The sequence below is a fragment of the Arenimonas fontis genome (assembly GCF_008386465.1).
In the GTDB taxonomy this organism is placed as follows: domain Bacteria; phylum Pseudomonadota; class Gammaproteobacteria; order Xanthomonadales; family Xanthomonadaceae; genus Arenimonas; species Arenimonas fontis.
In genome coordinates this window covers 77,696-90,769 of the sequence record NZ_VUOD01000002.1, presented here as the reverse complement: position 1 = coordinate 90,769, position 13,074 = coordinate 77,696, and the positions used below count along the sequence as shown (strand labels likewise).

Annotated in this window: 11 protein-coding genes; 7 read left to right on the top strand and 4 right to left on the bottom strand. The window is 70.5% G+C overall.

Going from position 1 to position 13,074, the window contains the following annotated elements; genetic code table 11:
• Nucleotide 1 precedes the first annotated feature (1 nt).
• Nucleotides 2–1,525 (top strand): glucose-6-phosphate isomerase, encoded by a 1,524-nt coding sequence (pgi, locus tag F0415_RS02680; RefSeq protein ID WP_149859665.1) that lies wholly within the window; start codon nt 2–4, stop codon nt 1,523–1,525.
• Between the two features lie 75 nt (nt 1,526–1,600).
• Here the strand turns inward: pgi and queG are convergent, their stop codons facing one another.
• Nucleotides 1,601–2,692: a tRNA epoxyqueuosine(34) reductase QueG gene (gene queG, locus F0415_RS02675; protein ID WP_149859953.1), complete on the bottom strand. Its 1,092-nt coding sequence runs from the start codon at nt 2,690–2,692 to the stop codon at nt 1,601–1,603.
• Nucleotides 2,693–2,714: 22 nt separating this feature from the next.
• Between queG and F0415_RS02670 the strand changes: the two genes are divergently transcribed.
• From F0415_RS02670 to F0415_RS02645, 6 genes are all read left to right on the top strand, one after another.
• Nucleotides 2,715–4,193, top strand: coding sequence for an NAD(P)H-hydrate dehydratase (locus F0415_RS02670; protein ID WP_149859664.1), 1,479 nt, complete (start codon nt 2,715–2,717; stop codon nt 4,191–4,193).
• Nucleotides 4,190–4,687 carry a tRNA (adenosine(37)-N6)-threonylcarbamoyltransferase complex ATPase subunit type 1 TsaE gene (gene tsaE, locus F0415_RS02665; RefSeq protein ID WP_149859663.1) on the top strand — a complete coding sequence of 166 codons (498 nt, stop codon included), beginning with the start codon at nt 4,190–4,192 and terminating at the stop codon, nt 4,685–4,687. The genes F0415_RS02670 and tsaE overlap by 4 nt, the downstream gene beginning before the upstream one ends.
• Nucleotides 4,688–4,774: 87 nt before the next feature.
• Nucleotides 4,775–6,109 carry an N-acetylmuramoyl-L-alanine amidase gene (locus tag F0415_RS02660; protein WP_149859662.1) on the top strand — a complete coding sequence of 445 codons (1,335 nt, stop codon included), beginning with the start codon at nt 4,775–4,777 and terminating at the stop codon, nt 6,107–6,109.
• A 70-nt stretch (nt 6,110–6,179) separates the two neighbouring features.
• On the top strand, nt 6,180–7,982 hold the full coding sequence (mutL, locus tag F0415_RS02655) for a DNA mismatch repair endonuclease MutL (protein WP_149859661.1): 1,803 nt from the start codon (nt 6,180–6,182) through the stop codon (nt 7,980–7,982).
• The gene (locus tag F0415_RS02650) at nt 7,983–8,954 is read left to right on the top strand and encodes a DUF1684 domain-containing protein (RefSeq protein ID WP_149859660.1); all 972 of its coding nucleotides are present in this window, start codon (nt 7,983–7,985) and stop codon (nt 8,952–8,954) included.
• Between the two features lie 8 nt (nt 8,955–8,962).
• Nucleotides 8,963–9,850, top strand: a complete 888-nt coding sequence (locus tag F0415_RS02645) for a TraB/GumN family protein (RefSeq protein ID WP_149859659.1) — start codon at nt 8,963–8,965, stop codon at nt 9,848–9,850.
• On the opposite strand, the gene rsxB is transcribed toward F0415_RS02645, so the two are convergent.
• The 3 genes from rsxB to metG are packed head-to-tail and all read right to left on the bottom strand — an operon-like array spanning nt 9,829 to nt 13,057.
• Nucleotides 9,829–10,374: an electron transport complex subunit RsxB gene (gene rsxB, locus F0415_RS02640; protein ID WP_149859658.1), complete on the bottom strand. Its 546-nt coding sequence runs from the start codon at nt 10,372–10,374 to the stop codon at nt 9,829–9,831. The genes F0415_RS02645 and rsxB overlap by 22 nt on opposite strands.
• A gap of 1 nt (nt 10,375) precedes the next feature.
• Entirely contained in the window at nt 10,376–10,960 is a 585-nt protein-coding gene (gene rsxA, locus F0415_RS02635; protein ID WP_149859657.1) for an electron transport complex subunit RsxA, read from the bottom strand.
• 6 nt (nt 10,961–10,966) lie between these two features.
• The gene (metG, locus tag F0415_RS02630) at nt 10,967–13,057 is read right to left on the bottom strand and encodes a methionine--tRNA ligase (protein WP_149859656.1); all 2,091 of its coding nucleotides are present in this window, start codon (nt 13,055–13,057) and stop codon (nt 10,967–10,969) included.
• Between the last annotated feature and the right edge of the window lie 17 nt (nt 13,058–13,074).

Here is a 13,074-nt window from a genome sequence, read left to right as displayed (position 1 = left end):
GATGTTTGGCGACCAGCACTGGAATGAGATTCGCCGTCACGCCGAACGGCTGCGTGGACAGGCCCTGAAAACGCTGACGGCAGTGCAGGGACGGACAAGGGCAATGTCCCTGGCCGTGGGTCCCGTCCACGCCTGCTTCGCCCGTCAGCACATCGACGGGGAGGCCTGGTCGATGCTGCTGGCGATGGCGGCGGAGGCCGGCCTCGGCGACGCGCTGCGATCGCTGTTCGACGGCGAAGTGGTCAATCCGAGCGAAAGCCGGCCGGCCTTGCACATGGCCCTGCGCGCCGGCGCCGGCCGCGGTCCGGCCGCCGCTGCGGCCACGGCCCTGGCAACGCAGGCCGGCGAGCGCATGGCCGCGCTGCACGGCGCGCTCGCCGACAGCCCGGTCACCGACATCGTGCACGTGGGCATCGGCGGCAGCGATCTGGGCCCGCGTCTGGTCGTGGATGCGCTGCGGGAGTTCGACGCCGGCCGTTTCCGCATCCACTTCCTCTCCAACGTGGACGGCAGCGCTGCGGGCCGGCTGCTGCCGCGGCTGGATCCGGCCCGGACCGCCGGCATCCTGGTCTCAAAGAGTTTTGCCACCCGGGAGACGCTGCTCAACGGCGCCATCCTGCGCGACTGGCTGGGCGGGTCCGAGCGTCTTTACGCGGTCAGCGCCAACACCGCCGGCGCCCGGGACTTCGGCATCGCGCCGGAGCGGGTGCTGCCGATGTGGGACTGGGTGGGCGGGCGCTATTCGCTTTGGTCGGCCGTCGGTTTCTCGATCCGGCTGGCGCTGGGCGAGGGCGGTTTCACCCGCCTGCTGGCCGGCGCCGCCGACATGGACAGACACGTGCGCGAGACGCCGGTGCAGCGCAACCTCGCGGCCTGGCATGGCCTGACGGCGGTCTGGAACCGCAACGCCCTGGGTTTTCCCACCCTGGCGGTGCTCCCCTACGACCAGCGGCTGGCCCTGTTGCCCGCGTACCTGCAGCAGCTGGTGATGGAAAGCCTGGGCAAGTCGGTGCGCACGGACGGCGCCGCGGTGCCGGTGGCCACCTCGCCGGTGATCTGGGGCGGCACCGGCACCGACGTCCAGCACAGCTTCTTCCAGGCCCTGCACCAGGGCACCGAGATCGTGCCGGCCGAGTTCGTCGGGGTGGCGCGACCGATGCACCCGTACGCCGACAGCCATCGCGCCCTTCTCGCCAACCTGCTGGCCCAGGCCGAGGCTCTGGCCAACGGCGCCGACCCGGGCGAGGCACACCGCCGCCACCCGGGCGGGCGCCCGAGCACCCTGCTGTTGCTGGACGCGCTGACGCCGGAATCGCTGGGCGCTCTTTTGGCGCTGCACGAGCACAGCGTCTACGTCCAGGCCTGCCTGTGGGGCATCAACGCCTTCGACCAGTGGGGCGTGGAGCTGGGCAAGCGCATCGCCGGGGAACTGGAATCCCCGCTGGCCGGCGAAGGCGAAGCGCAGGATCCGGTTACCCGCGACCTCGTCGCCGAGATCCGCAGGCGCTGGCCGGGCCGGGCCTAGCCGCGACCCTGCCGCAGGTCCGTGCGGCAGGGCATCGGCGAAAGACTCCTGCCGGGGAAGGGGCGGGGCGGAACTTCATCCGCGCTCGTCCACTTCCGCGGCCTTCCGCGCCCCGTGATGGCGGGAAAGGGCCCAGGCGACGTGCTCGCGGACCAGTTCGCTGGGGTGGTCGCGGCGTGAGGCGAGGGCGGACAGCACTTCCGGCGAGGTGGGGGCGTTGCCCAGTGCCACCGCCAGGTTGCGCAACCAGCCTTCGTAACCCGTGCGCCGGATCGCCGAACCCTCGGTGCGTTGCAGGAACTCCTGCTCGCTCCAGCCGAAAAGCTCGACCAGGCCGGCCCTGTCCAGGCCGTGGCGCACCCGGAAGTCGGGCTCCGGGCTGCGCACGGCGAACTTGTTCCATGGGCAGATCAACTGGCAATCGTCGCAGCCGAACACCCGATTGCCGATCAGCGGCCGCAACTGTTCGGGAATGGCGCCGCGCAGCTCGATGGTCAGGTAGCTGATGCAGCGGCGCGCGTCCACCCGATAGGGCGCGACGATGGCGCCGGTCGGGCAGATGTCGATGCAGCGGCGGCAGGTGCCGCAATGGGCACTGGCCGGCTCGTCCACCGGCAAGGGCAGATCGGTGAAAAGCTCGCCCAGGAAGAACCAACTGCCCCCGTGCCGGTTGATCAGGCAACTGTGCTTGCCGATCCAGCCCAGGCCGGCGTCCCGGGCAAGGGCCCGCTCCAGCACCGGCGCCGAATCCACGAACACCCGGTAGCCGAATGGCCCGGCCTCGGCGGCGATCCGGTCGGCGAGCCGTTGCAGGCGCTTGCGCAGGACCTTGTGGTAGTCTCGTCCCAGCGCGTAGCGGGCCACGTAGGCGCGGTTTCCGTCGGCCAGCGCCGCCCAGGCCTCATCGTCGCCGCCGCTGCCGTAGTCCATGCGTACCGAGATCACGCGCAGGGTGCCTGGGACCAGCCGGTCCGGCTGCTCGCGCTTGTCGCCATGGCGCGCCATGTAATCCATGGTTCCGTGCTGACCCTTGGCCAGCCAGTCGCGCAGGTGGGCGACGTCCCGGTCCAGGTTCGTGCCGGCGATACCGACCTGCTGGAAGCCGAGTTCGCTTCCCCAGTCCTTGATGGCCCGTGCCAGGGCCTGCATGTCGTCCGGCGTGCGCATGGCGCAAGTATAGAATCCGGTCATGACCGGGCCCCTGCCGCTGTACCGCCCCGACCAGGTGCGCGCGATGGACGAATATGCCATCGGCAAGCTTGGCATCCCCGCCTACGAGCTGATGTGCCGGGCCGGCGCTGCCGCTTTCCGGCACCTGCGCGAACGCTGGCCCGCCGCTGCCCGGATCGGCGTGGCCTGCGGGCCAGGCAACAACGGCGGCGACGCCTACGTGCTGGCGCGCCTGGCGCGCGAGGCCGGGCTGGAGGTGCAGGCGCTGATGCCTCCGGGCGGGCATCCGCGCACGCCGGCGGCACGTCAGGCCCTGGCCGACTGGCGCGCCGCCGGCGGCCGCGTGCTGGCCTTCGACGGCAGTCTGCCGGAGGCGGACCTGTGGGTGGATGGTCTGTATGGCATCGGCCTGAGCCGCCCGCCGTCGGACGCGGCCTGTTCGATCATCGAGCGCATGAACGCCAGCCGCCGGCCGGTGCTCGCCCTGGACGTTCCCTCGGGCCTGGACGCCGACACCGGGCATGCGCCAGGGACGGCCGTGCAGGCCGAACTCACCGTCAGCTTCATCGGCGGAAAGCGTGGCTGTCACACCGGGGCCGGCCTCGATTATGCCGGCAAGGTGGTGATCGAGCCGCTGCAGCTGCCCGACGAAGTGTTCGTCCGCGTTTCGCCGGCCGCCTGGTGGGCCCGGGCAGGCGATCTCGGAACCTGGCTGGGACCGCGCCATGCCAATGCGCACAAGGGCGAGCACGGCCATGTGCTGTGCGTCGGCGGCGAGGTCGGCATGGGCGGTGCCGTGCGCCTGTGCGCCGAGGCCGCACTGCGTACCGGCGTCGGCCTGGCCAGCGTTGCCACCCGAACCGCCGGCGTCGCTGCACTGGTCGCGGCCCGGCCGGAGGCCATGACCCACGCCGTCGAGGATGCCGCCGCCCTCGTCCCGCTACTGGAGCGGGCGGACGTGGTGGCCGTGGGGCCGGGGCTGGGTCAGGGCGCCTGGGGACGTTCCCTGCTCGAAGCGGCGCTGGCCTCGGGCAAACCCGTGGTGCTGGACGCCGACGCCCTGAACCTCCTGGCGACCCGCCCCGGTCCCTTGCCGCAGGCCATTCTCACCCCGCACCCGGGGGAGGCGGGCAGATTGCTGGGCATCGCCAGCGGAACGGTTCAAGCCGACCGTTTCGCCGCCGCCGAGGCCCTGGTGCAGCGCTATCGCTGCGTGGTGGTGCTTAAAGGTGCCGGAACGATCGTGGCGGCGCCGGGCGAGGTGCCGACGGTGATCGGCGCCGGCAACCCGGGCATGGCGACCGGCGGAATGGGCGACCTGTTGTCAGGCGTGATCGCGGCCTTGCGCGCCCAGCATCTGCCGGCCTACTTTGCCGCCGTGGCCGGGGCGCTCCTGCACGCGGCCGCCGGTGACGAGGCGGCGCGGATCGGGGGAGAGCGCGGCCTGCTGCCCTCGGACCTGTTTCCACACCTTCGACGGATGGCCAATCCCGAATGAAGCGCGAGCTCGACCTGCCCGATCCGGACGCAACGGCTGCCCTGGCGGCCGATCTGGCCGGCTGCCGGCCCGCCTGGGCGGTGGTGTATCTGGAAGGCGGCCTGGGGGCCGGCAAGAGCACCTTGGCCCGGGCCCTGTTGCGTGCCCTGGGCGTGAAGGGGGCGGTGCGCAGCCCGACCTACACCCTGGTCGAGCGTTATCCCATTCCCGGCGGCGAGGCGGCCCACCTCGACCTGTACCGCCTGGCCAGCGCCGCCGAACTGGACTTCCTGGGTCTGGACGAGCTGGCCGCCGACGCCACCCTGTGGCTGGTGGAGTGGCCGGAGCGCGGCAAGGGCCTGCTGCCGCCGGCCGACCTCCGGATCCAACTGGCGGTGCACGGCAAGGGCCGACGGGCGAAACTGGTGCCCGGCACCCAGTCCGGCGAGGCCTGGCTGGGCCGCCTGGCCGAGCTTCGACAGGGGGGCGGCCAAGGCGTTCCGGGCATTTCCTGAAGCTGATCCGAGGAAGATTCCCCAGTCTTCGGATTCCAAAGGGAAAAGTGCTTGCCTTCCCGGCCCGGCGGTGATTCAATCGCGGCCATGCGCCGGATGCCTGCCCTCGCCGCGGTCCTGATGCTGGTCCTTTCGGGCCTGCCTGCCTTTGCCGCGCAGTTGAAGGGGGTACAGGTCCTGGCCGGAGAAACGGGCACCCGGGCCGTGCTCGAGCTGGACCGCCCCGCCGACTACAAGCTGTTCACCCTGGGCGGCCCCGATCGTCTGGTCCTGGACCTGGCCGACACCCGCCTGGCCTCCGGCTTCAGTGCGCCGCCGCCCAACGGCGTGGTCACCGGCGTCCGCACCGGCAAGCCGGAGGAGCGCCTGTTGAGGGTGGTGCTGGACCTGCAGGGCGCGGTGAAGCCGCGTTCCCGCATCGAGCGCGAGGGCGACCGTACCCGCCTGGTGGTGGAGCTGATGGACGGTCAGGCGGTGGCCCAGGCGCCGGCGCGCACCATCGAAGACGTGATCGGCGCCGGCGAGCGCAAGCTGGTCATCGCCATCGACGCCGGGCATGGTGGCAAGGATCCCGGTGCGATCGGGCTCAGCGGCAAGCGCGAAAAGGACATCACCCTGGCCGTGGCGCGTGAGCTGGCCCGGCTGGTAGATGCCGACCCCGGCATGCAAGCGGTGCTGATCCGCGACAGCGACGTGTTCATTCCGTTGCAGCAGCGCTACATGAAGGCGCGCGAGGCCCAGGCCGACCTGTTCATCTCCATCCATGCCGATGCCGCGCACAATCGTTCGGCGACCGGCGCCTCGGTGTACGTACTGTCGCTGCGCGGCGCCTCTTCCGAGGCCGCGCGCTGGCTGGCCGACCAGGAAAACGCTGCCGACCTGGTCGGCGGGGTCGAACTGGATGCCCGCGACCGCAACCTCGCGGCCGTGCTGCTGGACCTTTCGCAGAACGCGACCATGCGCGTGTCCGACGACATCGCCAGCCAGGTGTTGGCGGCGCTCAAGGGCGTGGGCAAGGCGCACAAACCTCAGGTCGAGAGGGCGAACTTCGTGGTGTTGCGTTCGCCTGACGTGCCGTCGCTGCTGGTGGAAACCGGCTTCATCTCCAATCCGGGCGAGGAAAGCAAGCTCTCCGATCCGAAGTACCGTTCGCGCCTGGCCGCGGCCATCGTGGATGGGGTACGCAACTATTTCTCCGTCCAGGCGCCGCCCGGCACCTGGTATGCAGCCCGTCAGGGCCAGCTCGGCGGCAACCGCCAGCACGTGGTCGCGCGTGGCGAGACGCTCAGCCAGATCGCCGCCCGTCACGGCGTACCCATGGCCAGCATCCGCGCCGCCAACGGGCTCAGGGGCGACATGGTGCGTGCCGGCGAGCGCCTGACCATTCCGGTGCCGCCCCAGGTCGCAGCCGCGCCGGACTGAGCGCTGCCCGGGCCGGGCCCCTCCGTGCCGCTGCTATCATCCGGAGCCATTGCTCCGGAAATGAAGCGACGTGCCGATCCAGCCCCTGCCCGACACCCTGGTCAACCAGATAGCCGCCGGCGAGGTGGTGGAGCGGCCGGCGTCGGTGGTCAAGGAGCTGGTCGAGAATGCCCTGGATGCCGGTGCTGCCCGCATTGACATCGAGCTGGAGGAGGGCGGCGTCCGCCTGATCCGTGTCCGCGACGACGGCGGCGGCATTCCGGCCGACGAGCTGCCGCTGGCGGTGGCGCGTCATGCCACCAGCAAGATAGCCAGCCTGGAGGATCTGGAGCGGGTGGCCACCCTCGGCTTTCGTGGCGAGGCCTTGCCGTCCATCGCCTCGGTGTCGCGTTTCACGCTGAGTTCGCGCGTAGCCGGGTCCGGCCACGGTGCTCGCCTGGAAGTGGAAGGCGGCAAGGCCGCGCCCGTGCTGCCGCATCCGCACCCGCTCGGGACCACGGTCGAGGTGCGCGACCTGTTCTACAACGTGCCGGCCCGGCGCCGTTTCCTGCGCGCCGAACGCACCGAACTGGGCCATATCGAAGATTGGTTGCGGTCGCTGGCCCTGGCCCGGCCGGGAGTCGAACTGCGCGTCAGCCACAACGGGCGGCTGTCCAGACATTACCGGCCGGTGGCCGACGCCGGCGAGCGCCTGCGTCGCCTGGCCGAGGCCCTGGGCGATGACTTCACCCGCCAGTGCCTGCAGATCGAGCATGCCGCCTCCGGGCTGCGCCTGTACGGCTGGGTCGGCCTGCCGACCGCGGCCCGTTCCAGCGCCGACCAGCAGTTCTTCTACGTCAACGGCCGCGCGGTGCGCGATCGCACGGTGGCGCACGCGGTGCGTCAGGCCTACGCCGACGTGCTTTTCCACGGCCGGCATCCGGCCTTCGTGTTGTTCCTGGAATGCGATCCGCGCCAGGTGGACGTGAACGTGCACCCGGCCAAGCACGAAGTGCGTTTCCGCGAGCAGCGGCTGGTGCACGAGTTCATCTACCGTAGCCTGCACGAAGCCCTGGCCGGCGCCCGCGCCGGCGCCGTGGGCGGAGAACCGGTGGCCTTGCCGGCAGCGCACCCCCTGTCTTCCGGGGTGGCCGCGGCCGGCGCGGCTAGCGGGAACATGCCGGGATGGGCGCCATCGCCACGCCAAGGTGGCCTGGGCCTGGCGGAAGCGGCAGCCGCTTATGCGGCCTTGTACAAGGCGCCCGCACCGCCGGCTGCGGCCGTGGCGGGTCCGGCGGAAGCGGGCGGAACACCGCCGCTGGGCTACGCGCTGGCACAGTTGCACGGCGTATTCATCCTCGCCGAGAACGCCGAAGGCCTGGTGCTGGTGGACATGCACGCCGCCCATGAGCGCATCACCTACGAGCGCTTGAAGGCTGCCCGCGACGGCGAGGGACTCCGCAGCCAGCCCCTGCTGGTGCCGGAGACGCTGTCGGTCAGCGAGCGCGAAGCCGACATCGCCGAGCAGCAGGCCGAGACCCTGGCCGGCTGGGGCTTCGAGCTGCGCCGTTCCGGTCCGCAAAGCCTGAGCATCCGTGCGGTGCCGGCCCTGTTGGCCGACCTGGATCCGCGCGCCCTCGTGCTGGACGTGCTGGCGGACCTGCGCGAACACGGTGACAGCCGCCGGGTGGAGCAGGCCCGCAACGAGCTGCTGTCCACCCTGGCCTGCCACACATCGGTGCGGGCCAATCGGCGGCTGACCGTTCCGGAGATGAATGCACTGTTGCGCGACATGGAGTCCACCGAGCGCAGCGGTCAGTGCAATCATGGCCGTCCGACCTGGGTGCAGCTCACCAGGGCCGAACTCGACCGACTTTTCCTGAGGGGACGCTAGATGAGCGGATTAAAGCGACTTGCACGCCCCGTCCTGGCCGCCGCCTTGCTGGCAGGCGTGGCCGCCTGTGGCGGTGGCGGCGACGCCGCCCCGGACGACGCCGAGGCGCGTGCCGCCGAAGCGGCCAGGCATGCCTACGAGAAGACGATCCTGGACTGGCGCGAACAGCGCCTGCGCTCGCTGCAGCGGCCGGACGGCTGGTTGTCCCTGGTCGGCCTGCACTGGCTCAAGCCGGGGACCACCTTCGTCGGCAGCGCCCCTGACAACGGCACCCGCCTGGCGCTGGGCCCGCCCTACCTGGGCACGCTGCACGTGGGCAAGGACGGCACGCTTCGCCTGGACATCCATCCTGGCGCCGAGGGCGAAGTCACCGTCGATGGCGAGCCGGCCAGCGGCCGGGTGCTGCTGCGCAGCGACCGCCAGGCGGAAAAGGCGACGGTCGTCGGCTTCAACCGCGGCGATGCCAGCTTCATCGTGATCGAGCGCGGCGGCCGCTTCGCCCTGCGCGTGCGCGACGCAATGGCGCGCACGCGCACGCAGTTCCCGGGCATCGCCTATTTCGACATCGACCCGGACTACCGCTTCCGGGCCCGGCTGGAACCGGCGCCAGCCGGCGCCACCATGGAGATCATCGACGTCAACGGCATGGTCGAGAAGATGCCGCACATCGGTCGCGTGCACTTCGAGAAGGACGGCAAGGCCTACAGCCTGGAGGCAGTGGACCAGGGCGACGGTCGCCTGTTCTTCACCTTTGCCGACCGCACCAGCGGGCACGAGAGCTATGCCGCGGCCAGGTTCCTGTACGCCGATCCGCCCGGACCGGACGGCCTCGTGGATCTGGACTTCAACCGGGCTTACAACCCGCCCTGTGCCTTTACCGAGTTCTCCACCTGCCCGCTGCCGCCGCCGGAGAACCGGCTTGACCTGCGGGTGACGGCAGGCGAAAAGAAACCCTTGCCCTATCAGCCATGAGGTGAGGGATGCTCGCGAGCGCGGTCCGCCTGCTGCTGGTCCTGTTCCTGGCGGCGACCGCGTCCGCCTGTGCCGAGCCACCGCCGCGGCCCCTGCTGTGGAAGGTTGGCGACGGCGACAACCATCTGTACTTGCTGGGCTCCTTCCACCTGCTGAAGGAGAGCGACTATCCCCTGGATCCGGCGACCGACCTTGCCTTCGAGGATGCCGAGCGCCTGGTCTTCGAGCTGCCGCCCGATGCCATGGCCGATCCGGCCACGACCCGGCTGATGATCCAGGCCGCGCAACGCACCGACGGCAGTCGTCTGCGCGACGAACTGCCGGAAGCGGCCTGGGAACGTCTTCAGGCGCATGCCCAGCGCCGGCGTCTGCCCCTGGAGCCCATGCAGAACCTCGAGGCCTGGTACGTCGGCCTGATGGTGAGCCTGTCGGAGATGCAGGCCCAGGGCATGCTGCCCGAGCATGGTCTGGACAAGCACTTCGCCCGACGCGCCGCCGCCGCGGGAAAACCCGCCGAGGGGCTGGAAACCGTCGCCGAGCAGATCGCCCTGTTCGACGACATGGACCCGGAGCTGCAGGTGCGCAGCCTGGAGCGGACCCTGGAGGAGATCGAGGATCTGCGCGGGCGGGTCGAACGCATGCATGGGCTGTGGCGCGATGGCGACGCCGACGGCCTGTACGCCATGACCGGCGCGGAGATGAAAGCCGAACAACCCGAGCTGTACGCGCGGGTCAATACCGAGCGCAACCGGGCCTGGCTGCCACGCCTGAAAGCGATGCTGGACGGTTCGACGGACCAGGACGTGCTGGTGGTGGTCGGCGCCCTGCACCTGCTGGGCGAGGACGGGCTGGTGGCCTTGCTGGAGGCGGAGGGCTACACGGTCGAGCGGCTCTGAGGCGCCGGCCAGGCCGGCCGGCTCGGCTTCGGCGCCGGCGGCACCATCACGATGCAGTCCACCGGGCAGGGTGGCAGGCACAGCTCGCAACCGGTGCAGAGCGCAGGGATTACGGTGTGCATCAGCCTGGGCGCGCCGACGATCGCGTCCACCGGGCAGGCCTGGATGCACTTGGTGCAGCCGATGCAATCCTCCTCGACGATCAGCGCCACCAGGGCGGGCTTTGCCTCGCCGTTGTCCGGGTTGAGCGGTTTGGGCTCGCGGCCCAGCAGCTCGGCCAGGGCGCGCACGCCGGCCTCGCCGCCGGGAGGGCACTGGTTGATGTCGGCCTCGCCCCTGGCGATGGCCTCGGCGTAGGGCCGGCAGCCTGGGTAGCCGCACTGGCCGCACTGGGTCTGCGGCAGCAGCCGGTCGATGCGTTCCACCATGGGGTCGGCCCCGACCCGGAACCGCACCGCCGCCCAGCCGAGCAAGGCACCCAGCGCGGCCGCCAGCAGGCCCAGGGCGAGCAGGGCGGTGGCCATCTCAGGCCGGGACCATGCCGGCGAAGCCCATGAAGGCCAGCGACATCAGCGCGGCTGTCGCCAGCGCCACCGGCGCGCCGCGCCAGGCGGCAGGCACGTCGGCGGTTTCCAGCCGCTCGCGCATGGCCGCGAACAGTACCAGCACCAGGCCGAAGCCGAGGGCGGCGCCGAAGCCGTACAGCACCGCCTCGAAGAGTCCGCGCCGGGCCTGCACGTTCAGCAGCGCCACCCCCAGTACGGCGCAGTTGGTGGTTATCAGCGGCAGGTAGAGGCCCAGCACGCGGTAAAGCCGCGGACTCTGCTTGTGCAGCACCAACTCGGTGAACTGCACCACCGCCGCGATCACCAGGATGAAACCGAGGGTGCGCAGGTACTCCAGGCCCAGCGGCAGCAACAGCCAGTGGTGCACGGCCCAAGCCAGGGCAGACGACAGCGTGAGCACGAAGCCGGTCGCCAGCGCCATGCCGTAGGCGGCGTCCAGCCTGCGCGAGACGCCCATGAAGGGGCACAGCCCCAGGAACTTCACCAGCACGAAGTTGTTGACGAAGGCCGCGCCGACCAACAGCAGGGCGATTTCGTCGAGCATCGCGGCCTACCTCACGGGCATGCCGGCCTGCGCGCCCTCGTCCACGCCCAGCAGGGCCAGGGACCCGCCGTCGAAGCCGGCCGAGAGGATCATGCCCTCGGACACACCGAAGCGCATCTTGCGCGGGGCCAGGTTGGCGATGAACACCACGTGCCGGCCGACCAGCTTCTCCGGCTCGCCGTAGCTGGCGCGGATGCCGCTGAATATCTGCCGCTGGCCGAGCTCGCCGGCGTCGAGCAGGAAGCGCAGCAGCTTGTCCGAGCCCTCGACGAAGCCGCACTCCAGCACCTTGCCGATGCGCAGGTCGAGCTTGGCGAAGTCCTCGATGCCGACGTGCTGCACCGTGGCGGCATCGCCAGCGGCCGCCTTCTTTTCCGCGGCGGGCATGTCGGCCGCCTTGGCGGCTTCGGCTTCGGCGGGCTTGAGGTCTTCCTTGCTGGCGTCGGTCATGGCCTGGATCTGCCTGGGATCGATTCGGGTCATCAGGGGCTGGAAGGCATCGATGCGGTGGCCCAACAGCGGCTGCTTGGCGTCTTCCCAGCGCCGCACCGGCGCGCGCAGGAAGCCCTCGGCCTTCTCGGCCAGCGCCGGCAGTACCGGCTTGAGGCCGGCGGCCAGCACACGGAACAGGTTCAGGCCCTGGCTGCAGACCGCCTGCAGCTCGGCCTCGGCGCCTTCCTGCCGGGCGATGACCCAGGGTTTGCGTTCGTCGATGTAGCGGTTGGCCTCGTCGGCCAGGGCCATGAGTTGGCGGATCGCCTGGCCGTACTCGTCGCGGGCGTAGCTGGCGGCGATGTCGTCCAGGGCGGCGGCGAAGCGGGCCTGCATCTCCGGCTCCGGCAATGCCTCCGCCAGGCGGCCGTCGAAGCGCTTGCCGATGAAACCGGCGCAGCGGCTGGCGATGTTGACGAACTTGCCGACCAGATCGCTGTTCACCCGGGCGACGAAGTCGTCCAGATTGAGATCGAGGTCGACGATGCCGGCGCCGGTCTTGGCGGCGAAGTAGTAGCGCAGCGCCTCCGGGTCCAGGCCCGCTTCCATGTAGGTGCGGGCCATGATGAAGGTGCCGCGCGACTTGCTCATCTTGGCGCCGTTGACGGTGAGGTAGCCGTTGACGTGCAGCGCGGTCGGCGGGCGCAGGCCGGCGCCGTGCAGCATGGCCGGCCAGAACAGACCATGGAAGTTGATGATGTCCTTGCCGATGAAGTGGTGCATCTCGGTCTCGCCGGAGCGGTTGCGGGCTTCATCGGTAAAGGCGGCGAAATCAAGGCCGCGGCGTGCGCACCAGGCCTTGAACGAAGCCAGGTAGCCGATCGGCGCGTCCAGCCAGACGTAAAAGAACTTGCCCGGCGCGTCCGGGATCGGGAAGCCGAAATAGGGCGCGTCGCGGCTGATGTCCCAGTCGCGCAGGCCGCCCTCCAGCCACTCGGCCAGCTTGGCCTTCACCGCCGGATGCGCCACCTCGCCGGCCAGCCACCTGCGCAGGAAGTCCTCGAAACGGCCCAGCTCGAAGAAGTAGTGCTCGGAATCGCGTAGCTCGGGGCTGGCGCCGGAGACCACCGAGCGCGGGTTCTTCAGCTCGGTGGGCGAGTAGGCCTTGCCGCAGACCTCGCAGTTGTCGCCGTACTGGTCGGCGGCACCGCAGTTCGGACACTCGCCCTTGATGTAGCGGTCGGGCAGGAACATCTGCCGGACCGGGTCGTACAACTGCTGGATCGAACGCACGGCGATGGCCTTCGGTCCGTGCGTGCCGTCGCGCAGCCGGGTATAGATCAGCGAGGCGAGCTCGCGGTTCTCATCGCTGTGGGTCGAGTGATAGTGGTCGAATTCGACCGAGAATGCCTTGAAGTCGGCCTCGTGCCCGGCCTGGATGCCGCGGATGAAGTCTTCCGGGGCCATGCCGGCCCTTTCCGCCGCCAGCATGATCGGCGTGCCGTGGGCATCGTCCGCACAGACGAAATGGACCTCGCCGCCGGCCATGCGCCGGGCCCGTACCCAGACGTCGGCCTGAACGTAGCCGACCAGGTGGCCCAGGTGCAGCGGACCGTTGGCGTAGGGCAGGGCGGTGGTGACCAGGGCAGGGCGGGGTTGCGGCATCTTTCTGACCGGAATCA